13 protein-coding genes are annotated in these 16,491 nt (G+C 50.2%); 7 read left to right on the top strand and 6 right to left on the bottom strand.

Annotated elements, in window-relative coordinates:
- Position 1 precedes the first annotated feature (1 nt).
- Positions 2-658 carry a TetR/AcrR family transcriptional regulator gene (locus tag AC3WQT_RS13630; protein ID WP_492704494.1) on the bottom strand — a complete coding sequence of 219 codons (657 nt, stop codon included), beginning with the start codon at positions 656-658 and terminating at the stop codon, positions 2-4.
- 141 nt (positions 659-799) lie between these two features.
- On the opposite strand from AC3WQT_RS13630, the gene AC3WQT_RS13625 reads away from it, so the two are divergent.
- Positions 800-1,942: an acyl-CoA dehydrogenase family protein gene (locus AC3WQT_RS13625; RefSeq protein ID WP_492704493.1), complete on the top strand. Its 1,143-nt coding sequence runs from the start codon at positions 800-802 to the stop codon at positions 1,940-1,942.
- Positions 1,943-1,969: 27 nt separating this feature from the next.
- Positions 1,970-3,121 (top strand): CaiB/BaiF CoA transferase family protein, encoded by a 1,152-nt coding sequence (locus AC3WQT_RS13620; protein WP_492704492.1) that lies wholly within the window; start codon positions 1,970-1,972, stop codon positions 3,119-3,121.
- A 5-nt stretch (positions 3,122-3,126) separates the two neighbouring features.
- On the opposite strand, the gene AC3WQT_RS13615 is transcribed toward AC3WQT_RS13620, so the two are convergent.
- Positions 3,127-7,023, bottom strand: a complete 3,897-nt coding sequence (locus tag AC3WQT_RS13615) for an ATP-binding protein (protein WP_492704491.1) — start codon at positions 7,021-7,023, stop codon at positions 3,127-3,129.
- A 246-nt stretch (positions 7,024-7,269) separates the two neighbouring features.
- On the opposite strand from AC3WQT_RS13615, the gene AC3WQT_RS13610 reads away from it, so the two are divergent.
- From AC3WQT_RS13610 to AC3WQT_RS13590, 5 genes are all read left to right on the top strand, one after another.
- Positions 7,270-10,542: an amidohydrolase family protein gene (locus tag AC3WQT_RS13610; protein WP_492704490.1), complete on the top strand. Its 3,273-nt coding sequence runs from the start codon at positions 7,270-7,272 to the stop codon at positions 10,540-10,542.
- A gap of 259 nt (positions 10,543-10,801) precedes the next feature.
- Complete coding sequence (locus AC3WQT_RS13605; RefSeq protein WP_492704489.1) at positions 10,802-11,995, top strand: amino acid aminotransferase; 1,194 nt, start codon at positions 10,802-10,804, stop codon at positions 11,993-11,995.
- Between the two features lie 81 nt (positions 11,996-12,076).
- Entirely contained in the window at positions 12,077-12,574 is a 498-nt protein-coding gene (locus tag AC3WQT_RS13600) for a hypothetical protein (RefSeq protein WP_492704488.1), read from the top strand.
- Between the two features lie 95 nt (positions 12,575-12,669).
- Positions 12,670-13,185, top strand: a complete 516-nt coding sequence (locus tag AC3WQT_RS13595; RefSeq protein WP_492704487.1) for a hypothetical protein — start codon at positions 12,670-12,672, stop codon at positions 13,183-13,185.
- A gap of 15 nt (positions 13,186-13,200) precedes the next feature.
- The gene (locus AC3WQT_RS13590; protein WP_492704486.1) at positions 13,201-13,548 is read left to right on the top strand and encodes a hypothetical protein; all 348 of its coding nucleotides are present in this window, start codon (positions 13,201-13,203) and stop codon (positions 13,546-13,548) included.
- 18 nt (positions 13,549-13,566) lie between these two features.
- Here the strand turns inward: AC3WQT_RS13590 and AC3WQT_RS13585 are convergent, their stop codons facing one another.
- From AC3WQT_RS13585 to AC3WQT_RS13570, 4 genes are all read right to left on the bottom strand, one after another.
- Positions 13,567-14,124, bottom strand: a complete 558-nt coding sequence (locus tag AC3WQT_RS13585) for a redoxin domain-containing protein (RefSeq protein ID WP_492704485.1) — start codon at positions 14,122-14,124, stop codon at positions 13,567-13,569.
- A gap of 68 nt (positions 14,125-14,192) precedes the next feature.
- Positions 14,193-14,741, bottom strand: coding sequence for a carboxymuconolactone decarboxylase family protein (locus tag AC3WQT_RS13580; RefSeq protein WP_492704484.1), 549 nt, complete (start codon positions 14,739-14,741; stop codon positions 14,193-14,195).
- A gap of 30 nt (positions 14,742-14,771) precedes the next feature.
- Complete coding sequence (locus tag AC3WQT_RS13575; RefSeq protein ID WP_492704483.1) at positions 14,772-15,536, bottom strand: hypothetical protein; 765 nt, start codon at positions 15,534-15,536, stop codon at positions 14,772-14,774.
- Between the two features lie 237 nt (positions 15,537-15,773).
- On the bottom strand, positions 15,774-16,433 hold the full coding sequence (locus AC3WQT_RS13570; RefSeq protein WP_492704482.1) for a MarR family winged helix-turn-helix transcriptional regulator: 660 nt from the start codon (positions 16,431-16,433) through the stop codon (positions 15,774-15,776).
- Between the last annotated feature and the right edge of the window lie 58 nt (positions 16,434-16,491).

Raw genomic sequence — 16,491 nt, 5'->3', positions numbered from 1 at the left:
TCTATTCAGGTTTGGTGCGCAAAATGAACTGCAGCGCCTGTTCTGCCAGTTCATCTATGCTGATGCCTGAACCGCGTCTATACCATTGCGCTGTCCAGTTCAGCGTGCCAAACATCAGCAATTTATCTATGTGCGTGGGCATGGCCCAATCCCCTGAGGCATGCAGGTCTATGATGACTTTTTCCCATGCAGCTTCATACCTGTCCTTGAGGGCAATGATACGGGCGCGCGCCGGTTTGTCGAGTGCGCGCCATTCGTACAACAGTACCGCAATAAAATCATGTTCGGGAGCCAGCAAGGTATTCAGATGGACTTTGACCAAATGCTGAAACGCCAGGCGCGGAGGCAAATCTGCCAAAGTCAGCTTCTCTATTTCTTCCAGTGATTTTTGCATGCCTTGTTCCATCACGGCGACCAGGATGTCCTGCTTGGTCTTGAAGTGATAAAACCAGCTGCCTGACTGTATTCCTACCGCCGCAGCGATGTCGCGCACGGTGGTGTTGTCATAACCCTTTTTCCTGAATAGTTGTGCTGATTTCCTGATCAAATCCTGGCGTATGCTTTCTGATTCGTCCAGCACAGGGCGGCCGCGCTTTTTTGCGGTTTCTGAGGCGGGCAATGCTGGCTCTGTCGCGTCTGTAGTAATTTCTTTGGGCATTGCTATTGGGGATAGTCTTCTAAAAAATGTGGTGGTGCGCTTTTCTGACAGCTCTTGATGGTAACCTTAAACATAGCTGCCATCAATCAGCCCAGAAAAATCAGGCAAAAAAGCCTGAAACCATAATATAGGAGACACAGTATGCAAATCAAACCAAGCTGGATGACGCCAGAACTGGAAACTTTTCGCGACGCAGTACGCCGCTTTGTCGCTGCCGAAGTCACTCCGCACCAGGAGCATTGGAAAAAACAGCAACATGTAGACCGCGATGTCTGGGGCAAGGGCGGTGCCATGGGGATCTTGCTGGCTGACATACCTGAAGAATATGGCGGTTCTGGCGGCAGCTTTGCCCATCAATCCATCGTGTTTGAAGAATTGACCTATGCCGGTGACATGGCCTTTGGCATACACGTACATGCCATCGTCGCCCATTATATTTTGAATCAGGGGACGGAAGAGCAAAAGCAAAAATACCTGCCCAAGTTGGCTTCAGGTGAAATGATTGCCGCCATCGCCATGTCTGAGCCAGGTGCCGGATCTGACCTCAAAGGCATACGTACCACTGCCAGACGTGATGCCGACAGCTATGTCATCAATGGTTCCAAGACTTTTATCTCCAATGGTTATATGGCCGATCTGGTGGTGGTCGTAACCAAGACTGACCCTGAGGCTGGCGCCAAGGGTGTTTCGCTGATCATGGTCGAAACCAGAGATTGTCCGGGTTACAGAGTGGGGCGCATTCTGGAAAAGATAGGGCAAAAAGGACAGGACACTTGCGAGCTGTTCTTTGATGATGTACGCGTACCGCTGGACAGAGTACTTGGTGGCGTCGAAGGTAAGGGTTTTACCCAATTGATGACCGAGCTGCCTTATGAGCGCACGATACTGGGCGTATCCGGCGTCGCTGCCATAGAGCGGGCACTGGATCTGACGATTACCCATACCCGTGAGCGCAAAGCTTTTGGCCAGGCACTGATAGAGATGCAGAATACCCGCTTTGTGTTGGCGGAAATCAAGACCGAAGCAACGATAGCCCGTACCTTTATCGACCGCTGTATAGTCGATATGATGGAAGGGCGCATGGATACCGAACTGGCATCGATGGCCAAATACTGGATATCCGATTTGCAGTGCAAGGTCATAGACCAGTGCCTGCAATTATTTGGTGGTTATGGCTATATGCTTGAATACCCTATAGCGCAGATGTATGTCGACGCGCGGGTACAGCGCATTTATGGCGGTGCCAATGAAATCATGAAAGAGATCATTTCTCGTAACTTATAAACCAGGATAAAAAGCGGAGAATAAAGCATGGCTGGACCTTTACAAGGTATACGTGTCATAGAAATGGTAGGACTGGGACCTTGTCCCTTTGCTGCCATGATGTTGGCCGACATGGGGGCAGAAGTCATACGCATAGACCGCAAGCTGGCACCGGGCGCAAATAATCCTTTCCCCATGCTGGGCACCAAATACGATGTCATGGCAAGGGGGCGCCGCTCGCTGGCACTGGACTTGAAGCAGACAGAAGCCAAAGCTGTCTTGCTGGACTTGATAGCAAGCGCCGATATCCTGCTGGAAGGTTTTCGGCCTGGTGTCATGGAAAGGCTGGGCCTGGGGCCGGAAGCTTGCCAGCAACGCAATCCACGTCTGGTATATGGGCGGATTACTGGCTGGGGTCAGGATGGCCCACTCGCGCAAGCTGCAGGGCATGACTTGAATTACATCGCCCTCAGCGGCATGTTGCATGCCATGGGGCGGGCAGATAGTCCGCCAGCACCACCTTTGAACCTGGTTGGTGATTTTGGTGGCGGTGCCATGATGCTGGCCTTTGGCGTGGTCTGTGCTGCACTGGAAGCACGTAGCTCTGGCAAGGGGCAGGTGGTAGATGCGGCCATGGTCGATGGTTCGGCCTTGTTGGGCGCGATGATTTATGGCTTCCGTGCTTTTGGTGCATGGTCAGACCAGCGTGGAGCGAACATGCTCGATGGTGGCGCGCATTTTTATGACACTTACGTCTGCGCTGACGGTAAATTCATTTCCATAGGGGCGATAGAACCACAGTTTTATGCCTTGCTGCTGGAACGCGCAGCTATCACTGATCCTGCGTTCCATGCGCAAATGGATAGCCGGAAATGGCCGGAACTGAAAGAAAAATGTACAGCACTGTTCAAAACCAAAACCCGCCAGCAATGGTGTGATTTGATGGAGGGAACAGATATCTGTTTCGCCCCGGTACTGGATATGGCAGAAGCGCCTGCACATCCACATAATCAGGCAAGGGGCAATTTTACTGATATCGAAGGCATATTGCAGCCAGCACCTGCGCCACGATTCAGCAGGACAGCAGCAGAAATCAGCAGACCGCCGGCAACGCCAGGCCAGCATAGTACAGAAATTTTGCGTGACTGGGGAATGAACGAAGAGCGTATTGCCGCTTTAAAAGAAAACCAGGTGATTTGAGGTCGTTATTGCTGCTCTATGAGTTTTGCTGCGGATTCAAATTCAAACTGATGCATGAAATGCCTGAGTTGTATCATGGCATCCGGATTGAATTGAGTAGCAATTGCGGTTTCGTTTTCTTCAAACAAGCTCTGTGCATCAGCATCCGAGGCAGCCAGCAAGCTGCGCAGCTCGGTTACAATGTTTTTTGCCTCGGCTTCATCGACGATGATTTCTTCATGCTGGGGTAAAATTCCCGGCAATACAGCTTTTAACTCATCGAGTACTGCATTGAGCGATTGTGCAAGTGGCTCCAGGGTTTCCAGAATGAATTCCCTGCCTTCTTCCTTGCTGAGTTTATATTCCAGCTCTGCTGCTATTTTTTGCAGTTTCGTGGCCCCTATGCTGCCAGCCAATCCTTTCAGTGTATGGCTTAGTCGTTCTGCATTGCCATACTCACTAATTTGTATGAGCCTGTTTAATTCATGCAAAGTATCGGCCTGACTTTGTTCAAACCTGTGCAACATGTTGATATAAAACTCATGACGCCCGCCCATATAATGCAAGCCAAGGCTGGTATCAAGTTCATTGAATTGCGGGAATCCCGCGTCCTCATCATCAAAGACGGTGCTGGTAATCAGGCTGCCAGGTACCGGCAATTCATGCTCAGTATCCATCCAGTGTGAGACTATGGCGAATAAGGCGTCAGGTTGTATGGGTTTGGTCAGGTAATCCTGCATGCCTTCGCGCATGCAGCGTTCACGGATATCGCCAACGGCATGTGCAGTCAGGGCGATGATGGGCGTGTCATCCATACGAGCATCTTGCCTGATCTTTGCCGCAGCTTCATGGCCATCCATGATGGGCATTTGCAAATCCATGAATATCATGGCGTAATATCCCGGCTCGTTTGCCATGATCAGGCGTACCGCTTCTTCACCATTGTCGGCAACATCAGCGGTAATGCCTACCATGCTCAGTAGCTCAATGGCAATCTGCTGATTGACGGGATTGTCTTCCGCCAGCAAGACGCGGCGACCAGCATGGTTTTGTGCCGAGATATTGGCACTGTATGCATTACGCGATTCCAGGCGCGCTTCTGATTCAGCGTGTAAAGTGAAATCTATTTCAAGTGGCAAAGTGAATGAAAACGTAGACCCATGATTCTCTTGACTGTGGACTTCAATTTGCCCACCCATCAATTCGACCAGGCGACGCGAGATTGATAAACCCAGACCAGTCCCGCCATACTTGCGGGTAGTTGAACCATCAGCCTGGGTAAAGGGCTGGAACAGGCTTTGCTGCTGCTTGGCAGACATGCCTATGCCAGTATCACGCACCGAGAATGTCAGATCAGTCGTTGTGGACGCTGTTGGTGGTCTGACAACACTGAGTTCTATTTCACCGCCGCCGGGAGTGAATTTGACGGCATTATTGACCAGATTGGTCAATACCTGTCCAAGCCTCAGCGGGTCACCACGCAAGCGCGCGGGTACTTCCTCAGCAATGTGTATGATATAGGCGATTTGCTTTTCTATGGCTTTCTGGCTGGTCAGGGTGGACACACTATTAAGCACGTCCTTGATGGCAAATGAAATATTCTCCACATCCAGCATGCCAGCTTCTATCTTGGAAAAATCCAGTATGTCATTGATGATGCCCAGCAGCGATTCACCCGCATGATGGATTTTGCTGACATAGTCGTATTGCTTGGGTGTCAGCCTGGTTTGCAAGGCAAGATGGGCCAGGCCTATGACTGCATTCATGGGCGTGCGGATTTCGTGGCTCATATTCGCCAGGAATTCACTTTTTAATCTTGTCGCATCCTCTGCTTTCTTGCGCGCCTGCCTCTCTGTCATGCTGGCAGATTCCAGTTGCTGCTGGGTCAGGCGTAGCTCACGATAGGCATTGGCATTGTCAAGTGCAATTGCGCCGTAAGAGCAAAGCGTGCGAAAGATCAGGCATTCCCTTTCACCATAGGCATATTCACGCGGCGTCTGTATGCTCATGACACCCAGGATGCGGTCTCCAATGCTGAGGGGGGCAAATAAGAGACTCAGGGTTTCCAGTGTATCAGGCACGACAGGGAAATCATTATCTGGCCGCAGTTCCAGCTTGATTTCCCGTCTTTCGCGTACACAGCGTGCACTGGAGGCGCGCTCATCTGTCAGCTCGACTTCGTGATAGGGGTGGGGCAGGTTTTCTTCTATGCCAAAAGCCTGTGTCAGCATTTGTCCATCTGGTGACAGCATGTAGATGATGAAGGTAGTCGCATCCAGTAAATCTTTGAGATGGAAGTGAATAGCTTCAAAAACTGCCTCAGGTTCCAGGTTGGAGGTGATTTGCTGGCCTATACGGCCCAGACGTTCCAGCGTTGCACCGGCCTCCTGCAAAGTCGCTGCCCGGCGCGCTTCGGATACGGCAACCAGTCTGTGCTGTTCGGCCTCGGCCCGTATTAATTCGGTTTCATGCCTGACCTGTGCCATGGCGGTGCGGTTATTCGCCTGCTTTTTGCTTTCGCGCTGTTCTGCTGTAATGGCTTGTCGGGCGTACAGCAAGGCTTTATTACTGTCGCCCACATCGGCCCAGGCGTCGCTCAGTGCCATCAGTAATTCTGTACTGGCTTGCCAGCCTTCAGTCAGTTCACCTGTCTGTAGCGATTCTTCCAGATAGTGGATGATGGCATTCGGCGCATCCATTTTTTCTGGCATGGTGATGATATGGCGCGCATGTATCTCGGCCAGTGTCTGGTTCAAGGTGACGCCAAGCGCTGTGAACTGGTGCTGATGTATCAGTGATTTGGCTTCGGCGATTGCTGCCAACGCAGCATTGGCTTGACCCGAGACTGACAATGCCCTTGCATAACGTATCAGTGCCTGAGGCAGGTCGTCCATCGAATGGGCAGCGCGAAACAGGGCGATTGCTTCACTAAAAGCAGAGACTGCCTTGTCGATTTCACCCTGCATGAGCAGGCATTCTGCCAGTTCTGCATGAACGATGGCTTTATTGATGCCGCCCGGTGTCCTGGAAAAACCATTCAGTGCTTCTTCCAGCGTCTTCTGACTGCGCTCATATTGTCCCAATTGCCGCAACAGGCTACCCAGATGGGACATGGCATAACCTATCAAGGCAGGCCATTCGGTTTCATGTGCGCGCTCTGCGGCCCAGTCAAATACCCCAGCAGCACCTTCGAGGTCGCCGACGGTTTGCATGGACTCACCAGAATTGCCGGCAGAAATGATCGCCAGCCGTATCAAACCGGCCTGGCGAGCCAGTTCACTCGATTGTAGATAATAAACAGATGCCCGTGCTGGTTCCCGCCTGCCTTGAATTACACCAGATGCTGCCGTCAGATGTGACGCGACGGCGGGATGGTCACGATGTTGGTATTGTTTGTCAAATGCGGCGTGTCTGACCGAGGCCGCCAGAGGATCATAAAATGCCAGCTCGTAGATAACCCAGGATTCGGCAATGGCCAGCCTGAGACTATCATTTGCCCTGGTGTACCAGCTTATTGCTGCTGCACAGGCGCGTGCTTCTCTGGTGGGGTCACCTTGCTCCAGGGCCAGTACTGCGTCAGTCAGGCTGGCGTCTCCCAGGCCGGTGCTGTCATTCAAATCACTGAAGACCGTGATGGCTTCGGCCAGCAAGAGTTCGGCGCTTTTTTTATCGCAAAACAATGCGGCGATTTCTGCCCGGATCAGGCACAGTCGGGCATGAAACTGCCTTCTCAGGGTTTCCGGTGCGTCCAGATCTACAAGATCGGCCAATACTGCCATCGCAAGCGCAGAAGCGCGTTGACTATCCCTTTGGCGCAGATACCAGGCCAGCGTCAGTTGACTGATGAATTTATCCAGCCCTTGTGCCGAAGTCAGCCTGTTTGCAAGCTGGTTTACTTCTTCTTCAGTGGCAAATAGATTCATGGTCGCAGGCGAAATAGAATTGATCAAATCATACCTTATGCCACGCAGCTTGACGGACTATGAAATGTGTTTTGTTGCAAACTCGGCAGGAGTAGGTGTTTAGTCAGTAGCAAAACAGGAACTTTTTAGCAGCTAATGTATCTCATTCGACTTGGTTGATATTCTATTGATATATTATCGCGTACTGATTAATGCAACCAAGTCCGAAATCTGGCAAATTACATAATAATCAAAGAGGGAGAATCTATGCGTGTGTCAAAACTGTTGCCGCTGGCCTGGGCTGTCATGCTGTGCTTGCCAGCGCTGGCTGTTGAGCCAGCGACCAAACCGGATGCTGAGAAAAAGAAGTGGGATGTCAATCATCCTCCCGGCGAAAGCAAGACAGTCAATATTGATACCCGCACCGGCACCTGGATGAGCGTGGATGTCAGCCCGGATGGCAAGCAACTGGTGTTTGATTTGCTCGGTGATTTATACACGCTGCCTATAGCTGGTGGTGAAGCCAAGGCCCTGACACACTCCATCGCATGGGAAATGCAGGCGCGCTTTTCACCAGATGGCAAACAGATAGCCTATATGTCTGACGCGGGTGGTGGTGACAATGTCTGGGTCATGAATGTCGATGGCAGCAATGCGCATGCAGTCAGCAAGGAAGATTTCCGTCTTTTGAATAATCCAGTCTGGCATCCGAATGGTCAGTATATCGCCGCACGCAAGCACTATACCGGCACCCGTTCACTAGGCTCTGGTGAAATCTGGCTCTATCATCAAAGTGGTGGCACAGGCGTGCAATTGAATGAAAAGCCAAACTGGCAAAAAGACCTGGGTGAACCGGCATTCTCACCTGATGGCCGCTATGTCTACTACTCGCAAGACACAACGCCAGGCACCTCCTTTGAATACAATAAAAATTCCAACGGGCAGATTTACCAGATCTTCCGCCGTGACCTGCAAGACGGCAAGGTCAAAGCCTTGGTCAGTGGCCCCGGTGGGGCAGTGCGCCCCGTGCCGTCTCCAGATGGCAAATACCTGGCCTTTGTGCGTCGCATCCGCAACCAGTCAGCCTTGTTCCTGAAAAATTTGCAGACAGGCGAAGAAACAGCAGCATGGCCAGAGTTGGAACGTGATATGCAAGAAGCCTGGGCCATACAAGGTGTGTATCCAGCCTTTGCATGGATGCCAGGCAGCAAAGAGATTGTCGTCTGGGCCAAGGGCAAACTGTGGCGTCTAGACCCGTTCAGCCACAAGGCAGTGGATATCCCTTTCCATGTGCAGGACACCAGGGAAGTTCGCAGTGCCTTGCGCTTCCCTCAAGAAGTTGCGCCTGACCAGTTCGATGTCCACCAGTTGCGCTGGGTGAATGTCGCGCCGCAGGGGGATAAAGTTGTCTACTCGGCGCTGGGACATATCTATGTCAAAGACCTGCCAAATGGCACGCCGCGTCGCCTGACTACGCAAAACACGCATTTTGAATTCTTCCCCAGCTTTTCACGTGATGGTAAATCTGTGGTGTTCAGTAGCTGGAATGATGAAAAGCTAGGTGCCGTCAGAACAGTAGAGCTTGCCAACGGCAAGGAAACCATTGTGACCAAGGCCCCGGGTAAATACCTGCAAGCGCGTTTTTCACCTGATGGCAAACAAGTTGCCTACGTCAAAGCCAAGGGGGGCTACCTGACTACGCCTTGGCATGGCATGGAAACAGGCGTATTCCTGACGAATACAGACGGTAAATCCGAACCGCGCCTGTTGACGGAAGAGGGTGGCTCCCCGCAATTTGGCAAAGATGGGCAGGCTGTGTATGTAACCCGCACCCAGTACACGGGTGAAGTTGACTGGACGACGTCACTGGTACGCGTACCCCTGGATGGCAAGCCTGAGCAGCCAGTCGCAAAAAGTGAGTTTGCCGGTGAATTTGCGATTTCACCGGATGGCGAGTGGCTGGCTTTCGGTGAACGTTATCATGCTTATGTGACGCCACTGCCGCTGACTGGCAAGGCAGTCACCATAGGGCAAAAAATGGATGCATTGCCAGTCAAGCAACTGGATGTGAATGCAGGCCAATACCTGCACTGGTCTGGCGATAGCAAGCGTATCAATTTCTCACTGGGCGATGAATTATTCAGCCGTGAATTGAAAGATGCCTTTGCTTTCGTATCGGGGGCACCAACTGAGTTACCAAAACCTGCAGAGCAGGGGCAAAAGATAGGCTTCCGCCAGGTATCCGACAAACCGAATGGCTATACAGTCATATCCGGTGCCAGAATCGTCACCATGAAAGGTGAAGAAGTCATAGAAGATGGCCGTATTGTCGTCAAGGATAACCGCATCGTTAATGTAGGCAAATCTGTTGATGTAGCGATACCTGCAGGTGCAACTCAGATTGATGCCAAGGGCAAAACCATCTTGCCAGGCCTGGTTGATGTGCACTGGCATGGCCGCATGGGTGAGAGCGGCATCATCCCGCAGCAAAGCTGGGTGAATTATGCATCTCTGGCCTTTGGTGTGACAACTATCCATGATCCATCGAACGATACTGGCGAGATATTCACGCAAAGTGAATTGCAGAGAGCAGGGCAAGTGCTGGGGCCACGCATTTACTCCACTGGTACCATACTCTACGGTGCCAAGGGTAATTTCGCTGCTATCGTCAATAATCTCGACGATGCCTTGACGCATCTGAAACGCCTCAAGGCAGCAGGTGCCATTTCAGTCAAGAGCTACAACCAGCCAAGGCGTGAGCAACGCCAGCAAGTGCTGGAGGCGGCACGCCAGACGCAAATGATGGTTGTGCCGGAAGGTGGTTCCCTGTTCCAGACCAATATGAGCATGGTAGTCGATGGACATACCGGTGTTGAACATGCCTTGCCAGTCGAAAAAGTCTATGACGACGTCAAGCAACTGTGGTCACAAACCCAGGTAGGTTATACCCCAACACTTGGGGTCGCCTACGGTGGTCTCGATGGTGAGCACTACTGGTATGCCCACACCGATGTCTGGAAACATCCTCTGCTGAGTAAATATGTTCCACGTTCAGTACTTGAGCCACGTAGCGTCAGACGTGAAACCGCACCGGAAGAAGACTTCAATGTCATCAAGGTGGCGCAGACTGCAACGGCCCTGCAACGGGCCGGTGTTCCTGTCAATCTGGGTGCACATGGACAACGTGAAGGCCTGGCAGCGCACTGGGAATTGTGGACCTTGGTCAAAGGCGGCATGACACCGATGGAGGCAATACGCAGCGGTACCATCAATGGCGCACGTTATCTGGGCATGGATAAGGACATCGGTTCTCTGGAAGTGGGCAAATTGGCTGACCTGATGATTATTGATGGTGATGTACTCAAAGACATACGGCAATCAGACAAACTCAGTCATGTCATGCTGAATGGGCGTTTGTATGAATCAGGTACTTTGAATGAAGTGGGTAAAACCAAAAAAGTGCGTAAGACTTTCTTTTTTGAAGGCAAGGGCGGTGGTGAAATGCCTATAGAAGCTGATGAGCATGCGCATGGCCATTGATACCCGGATGAGCTACTGGGTTTGATCGTGAATGAAGAATGCAGCTATTGATTAAAAATAGCTGCATTTTTTATATCTTTCATCAGCTAAACATACAGTTTGATTCAGCTATTCAAACAGCCTGTATCCTAATTTGCAGATGGCATGTGTCACAATAGAGGTTTGACGCATTAGTCTGGTGCATTTTATCTTGCTTTAATGATATTTAATTACCGACTTTGCAGCCTTGATTCTATGTCCAACCATCTGGAGTTCTATCATGTTTCAGCACGTCGAAGCCTATCCTGGCGACCCTATCTTGTCCTTGAACGAGGCCTTTGGTAAAGATCCGCGTACCAACAAGATCAATTTGTCTATCGGTATTTATTTTGACGATGCTGGCAAGATTCCCATGTTGCCGTCCGTGCGTGCAGCAGAACACAAGGTTGTGGCAGATGCCGGTGCCCGTCCTTATTTGCCTATGGAAGGCGCAGCAAATTTCCGCACGGCTGTGCAGGAACTTTTGTTTGGTGCAGACAGTGCGGCAGTCAAAGCTGGCCGTGTCGTAACTATCCAGGCGGTTGGTTCCAGCGGTGGCCTGAAGGTTGGCGGTGATTTCATCAAACGTTATTTCCCCACATCGACCATGCTGGTCAGCGATCCTACCTGGGATAACCACAAGGCAGTATTCGAAGGTTGTGGTCTGACTGTTAAAACCTATCCTTACTATGATGCAGCAACTGGTGGCTTGCGTTTTGATGCCATGATAGAAGCATTGAAAGCCGCAGAAAAGAAAAGCATCGTCCTGCTGCATGCCTGCTGCCATAATCCTACTGGGGTAGACCTGACGCAGGAGCAATGGCAACAACTGGTGCCGGTATTGAAAGAGCGTGAACTGATCGCCTTCCTCGACTTGGCTTACCAGGGCTATGGCGACGGTATCGTAGAAGATGCCTATGCCGTGCGCCTGCTGGCCGACCAGGGTTTGAGCTTCTTCGTTGCCAATTCCTTCTCCAAGAGCATGAGCCTGTATGGCGAGCGTTGCGGCGCCCTCAGCGTGGTTTGCCCGGATGCGGCACAGGCAGTGAATGTGCTGGGCCAGATGAAGGCAACTATCCGCCGCAATTACTCCAACCCGCCACTGCACGGCGGTCAGTTGGTTGCCCGTGTATTGAGTGACCCTGAACTGCGTCCTATGTGGGAAGCAGAAGTCGTTGCCATGCGTGACCGTATTCAGCTCATGCGCCGTAAATTGCATGATGTGCTGGCTGCAAAATTGCCAGGCCGTGATTTCAGTTACTTCCTGACGCAGCGTGGTATGTTCAGCTACACAGGCTTGACTGCTGAGCAGTGTGATCGCCTGAAAGAAGAGTTCGGTGTCTACCTGGTACGTTCTGGCCGTATGTGTATCGCTGGCTTGAATACTGGTAACGTTGAAGCGACTGCCAGCGCGATTGCCGCTGTTCTGGCTTAAGTCTGCCCGGTCCCCTGCTTTCTTGAGGCGGGGGATTTTTGCATTTTGAGTCCGTACGCCCTCCCAAAAATCTGCATTGATATGCCCAGATATTTACTATTTTTGCCTTTGGTGCTGTTCTGTACCCAGGCAAGCGCCGATGCCGCATACAAGACTTATGTCAATAAACGCTACGGCTTTGTCGTCGATTATCCTGACTACCTGAAACCACAAGGCGAAGCTGCGAATGGTGATGGTCAGGTATTTAGTTCGGCCAATACAGATGCTGAATTGCGTGTGTATGCGAGAGCCTGCATTGATGAATTGGACACCACTCCAGAAGAATTTATCGCCAGGGCTAATAAGCTGCAAAAGAAAGATGGCAGGCAAATCACTTATCGCGCCAAGGGTAAATCATTCGCTGTTGTTTCCGGAACCAAAGCTGACAATATTTTTTATGACAAGGTCGTCATTGATGGTGGCTGGTGCAGCATTCTGGAATGGACTTATGTTGCCGCTAACAGAGATAAATACGATGAGGCGACCAAACGTATTGCCAGTTCATTCAAGCCAGAATTGGAAAGCAAATCGAAAAAATAAACATGTGCAATCTCGATTGATGTTGTTCGCAGCCACTTGAAACTACATTTCAAAGTGTTAATATTCTGTATCTATATATACGGATGTGGTGACATATGAAGCAGCTAAAATCGGTTTTGTTTAAGCTACAGTTTTGCCTGTTGCTGTCTTGCATCACATTGGCAGGATGTGCGGTTCAATTGGCACCTGGCTACGATAAGGCTGTCGTTGATGGACTTGGCGCAGCCAATACCGATACCATGATTTTGTTTGCCAGCGTCTCTAACGGAACTGATAAAAACAGTTTCCCCACCCGTGAAAATCAATACAATTCCCTGATAGGCCGGTTTGACGCTTTAAGTTTGCAAGCCGGTGCCAGACCTGTGCCCAAGAACAGAGTCACTGACGCCATCAATCGGGTACTGGACAAGCGCGGCAGCACGGCTATGACAGATGACGACAGCACGCCACCTAGTGCTTATGCAATAAAAAAAGTCTCTGAAACCCTGGGTAAAATGCGCGATACCGACAGGTTGCAGGGTGTGACTGCTTTTGAGGCGCAAGCCTTCAAAGGGCAGGCTGTGATCTATCTGGATCAGGCAATTACTTACGAAAATTTCTTGCAACGTTAATTCTGGGGAACAGATATGGCACTCGATCTTGACCAACTCGTTACTGATATGCAGACAGCTGCAACTGGTGTGCTACAAGCTGATGTGACTACCTTGCGCGGATTTACGCAGCAACAATTAAAGGCAATTGCGCAACAGGCTGAACTGGTCAGTACCGGCATATTGACCAAGCAAATTACCAGTGAAACACAGCAATTCTTTCTGGATGGGCTGGAAGATATGGCTTTGAGTTTCGCCAAAACCTTGCGCGGTTTGCTGATGGTCACCATAGAAAAAGTCTGGAATGCAGTCGTCGGTGTACTGTGGACTGCAATTTCCAAGGCGACCAATCTGGTGTTACCTGTTCCTGTCATGAATTCCTGAAGCTTATTTAGCACATTTCTAAGGCAAACTGCACGAATTTTCATTACACCCAATGGCTTGGTTGGGTTTGCCGTTATTCGCGGAGACAAGCTTTTTTGTGGCATCTGTTTCCGCCACCAACTGACCTAGCATGCTGCCCAGTTTAAGGTCATCAATATGACCAAAGTGATGAAATCTGACGCGTCCTTGTCTGTCTATGAGCAAAATGCTGGGCGTACCGTGCAGGCCATATTTCTGCATGCTCAAAGGTATTCCACTGAGCGGATCTGGCATATCGATAGCAATTGGAAAACCTAATCGGTACTCATGGACGAAGGCTAGTAAAGCTGCTTTACCCATCACTTGATGATGTTCAAACACTGTATGCAATCCTATGACTGCAAGCTCTTGCTGAGAAAATGCATTTCTTACTGCGCTTGCCTGGGGTAATGCATGTGTGACGCAGGAAGGGCATAGCATTTGAAAACTATGTAGAAATACGACTTTGCCGCGTAAAGATTGCAAGCTGATCGCAGTATCAGTATTGAGCCAGTCTGAAGTGATTAGCTCAGGTGCGATGTTGTTGATCATAGACATTTTCATTTCCTCCACTTTCATTTGAATTGAGTGCGGAGCTGTCCGCACTCAGAAAAAGCCTGATTAAATTATGCTGATGCGGTGGTCAGTTTAATCTTTGGAAAATCCACAGGAACATCCAGCGCCACATTGATATAGTTGGTGTACAGGTTGAGTGCGACGTGCGCCATGATTTCGACTATATGTTCATCATCATAGCCATGTGACCGCAGTGTTTCGACGTCATACTGGCTGATTTTCGCCCGCTGGCTGACTACCTTCAAGACAAATTTCAATACGGCATCAGTTTTCGCATCATGCGAATTGCCTGACTGGGCTGCTGCCATTTCTGCACCACTGGCACCTGCTTTTTGCCCCAGAACTGTGTGCGCCGCCAGGCAGTATTCGCATTGATTGTAGTTTGCAATTGCCACTGCAATTTGCTCCCCCAGTTTTGCCGGGATGACGCCGTTACCCAGGGCCGCAAACGAAGACCACATGCTATTAAGGGCTGCAGTAGAGTTGGCGACTGCGCGGAACATATTTGGCGTGGCAGCAAAAGCGGTATTGATGTCATTCAAAATGGCATGACGCGTACCAGATGTTTCTTTGAGATTGATGAGTTGAACATTGGACATGGTGATTCCTTTTTGGGTTGTGGTTTCGACTTATTGATTGAATTTACCTGGCAGGCTGAGATTGCCTGAGGCGACTTTGAAAACATTGCTGACGCAAAGTAATGGAGCATGGACACTGGCATTGACGCGCAGGGCTGCGGTGACACCATCAAAACCGGCAGATTGAATGCTGGCTATATCATCAAAGGGCACGCGCACTTCCAGCACCTTGCCTTTGAAAGTTGGGCTCCAGCCAGGGCTGTCTATGAGTATTGGCAAACCTGGCCAGGTTTTGGGCAGGCGGGGTTTGTTACCCTCGGGAATATCAACCACCTTCAGTGCATCTTTGCCACAGGCCTGGTCGGGCTGCAAGACTACCCAATGTGAGTGCCAGACATTGCCATCATTGTTGGGATTGCCATCGCCATTTTCATCGAACAATGGGGTGTCATCAAAGTCAGGATGAGATGTCACAGCAAAAGCCAGGATGCCACTTTTTGGTTCGAAACCAACGGCAGATGGATCTATCGTAGTAGGCCACACATAGGAAAAAACAGAGCTGCCCGCCAGCTTGCCCGACTTGGCAGGCCTGGTTTTGCCAGCCTTGCCAGAGACGGCAATATGAAAAATTGCCACATTGCCTTCAGTCGTTATCTTGGTATGGAAAATATCAAAGTCAGGTTTGATCTTGCTGCTGGCTTCAGTTTGTATGCCACCCTGATGTGCGTGATCATGAGCTGCTGCCCAGTGAGTCGCGCTGGCCATGGTCAGGCCAAGACCAAAACAAAGGAAGAGTTTTTTGTATCTGTGTTTCATGTTTAGCTTTCAAATGTCATGTGACGGTTCTTTTATTCCCACGCATTGCGCGCTTGATTTTTGCTGCGTGTGCTGCTCACATCCGATGCAAGAACCACAGCATCAAATATTATTAGTAGGAGTCCTAATTAAGCGAGTCAAAAAAATAGGCGATCTGCCTTGGTTAACTCATTTTCGGCTACTTCATTCTTACTTATTTCATTTTTATTTCATTTTTATTTCATTTTTATTTCATTTTTATTTCATTTCAATCTTTTTCCAGTTACTGCGAATGATGTTGCTCGCTGTTTGTTGATGTTCAGGACAATCCAGGCGCAATTGCTCTTTGCGTAAAGGCGCATCTACAAGAGCGCAATGGTGGGGTGCCAGTGCATTGTCATGTCTGTCAGGCATAAAATGTGCGCAAGTGACACAGGCGCGTATGTCCGGAAAATGCTCGGCTTGCTGCAATTTGCCTATCAGGTTCAACAGGCTGGTAAAAGTTTGTTCTTGTGCCGCGGGTGATAATTGCTTGATGGCCTCGCTGGCAAAACCGGTTGCACCAGCTATTTTTTTGACCAGGGCATGACCATCGGCAGTCAGTTTCAGGGCTATGGCACGCCCATCGTCGGGAGCGCGGGCTTTTTCTACCAGACCTTTTGCAGTCAATGAACTCACCGAGTCGCTGGCACTGGCCGTGCTGACGCCCAATTGCTCGGCTATCCATGACAGCCTGACAGCATCTTTGCGTGCTGCCAGCATGTCTATAATATCGACTTGCGTAGGGTTCAAACCTTCAGACGTGGCGAATTGCCAAGTGCCCGAGCGCAATACGCCTGCAATTCTGGCAATCGCATCCAGTATGCGTTCGCTGATTGCTGGTGTTTCGTCCCATGGATGCTTGGCTGATTTTTTCATGCACACATTATGGCGTAATAAAATAGATATGTAAAGGAGTCCTAATTAAATTATTTGT

Source organism: Undibacterium sp. FW305-107 (assembly GCF_058788535.1).
This window is presented reverse-complemented; position numbering and strand designations above follow the sequence as displayed.

Bases quoted from the DNA above. Each gene is read 5' to 3' on its own strand.
- AC3WQT_RS13630 (WP_492704494.1), bottom strand. From the start codon at position 658: ATGCCCAAAGAAATTACTACAGACGCGACAGAGCCAGCATTGCCCGCC.
- AC3WQT_RS13625 (WP_492704493.1), top strand. From the start codon at position 800: ATGCAAATCAAACCAAGCTGGATGACGCCAGAACTGGAAACTTTTCGC.
- AC3WQT_RS13620 (WP_492704492.1), top strand. From the start codon at position 1,970: ATGGCTGGACCTTTACAAGGTATACGTGTCATAGAAATGGTAGGACTG.
- AC3WQT_RS13615 (WP_492704491.1), bottom strand. From the start codon at position 7,023: ATGAATCTATTTGCCACTGAAGAAGAAGTAAACCAGCTTGCAAACAGG.
- AC3WQT_RS13610 (WP_492704490.1), top strand. From the start codon at position 7,270: ATGCGTGTGTCAAAACTGTTGCCGCTGGCCTGGGCTGTCATGCTGTGC.
- AC3WQT_RS13605 (WP_492704489.1), top strand. From the start codon at position 10,802: ATGTTTCAGCACGTCGAAGCCTATCCTGGCGACCCTATCTTGTCCTTG.
- AC3WQT_RS13600 (WP_492704488.1), top strand. From the start codon at position 12,077: ATGCCCAGATATTTACTATTTTTGCCTTTGGTGCTGTTCTGTACCCAG.
- AC3WQT_RS13595 (WP_492704487.1), top strand. From the start codon at position 12,670: ATGAAGCAGCTAAAATCGGTTTTGTTTAAGCTACAGTTTTGCCTGTTG.
- AC3WQT_RS13590 (WP_492704486.1), top strand. From the start codon at position 13,201: ATGGCACTCGATCTTGACCAACTCGTTACTGATATGCAGACAGCTGCA.
- AC3WQT_RS13585 (WP_492704485.1), bottom strand. From the start codon at position 14,124: ATGTCTATGATCAACAACATCGCACCTGAGCTAATCACTTCAGACTGG.
- AC3WQT_RS13580 (WP_492704484.1), bottom strand. From the start codon at position 14,741: ATGTCCAATGTTCAACTCATCAATCTCAAAGAAACATCTGGTACGCGT.
- AC3WQT_RS13575 (WP_492704483.1), bottom strand. From the start codon at position 15,536: ATGAAACACAGATACAAAAAACTCTTCCTTTGTTTTGGTCTTGGCCTG.
- AC3WQT_RS13570 (WP_492704482.1), bottom strand. From the start codon at position 16,433: ATGAAAAAATCAGCCAAGCATCCATGGGACGAAACACCAGCAATCAGC.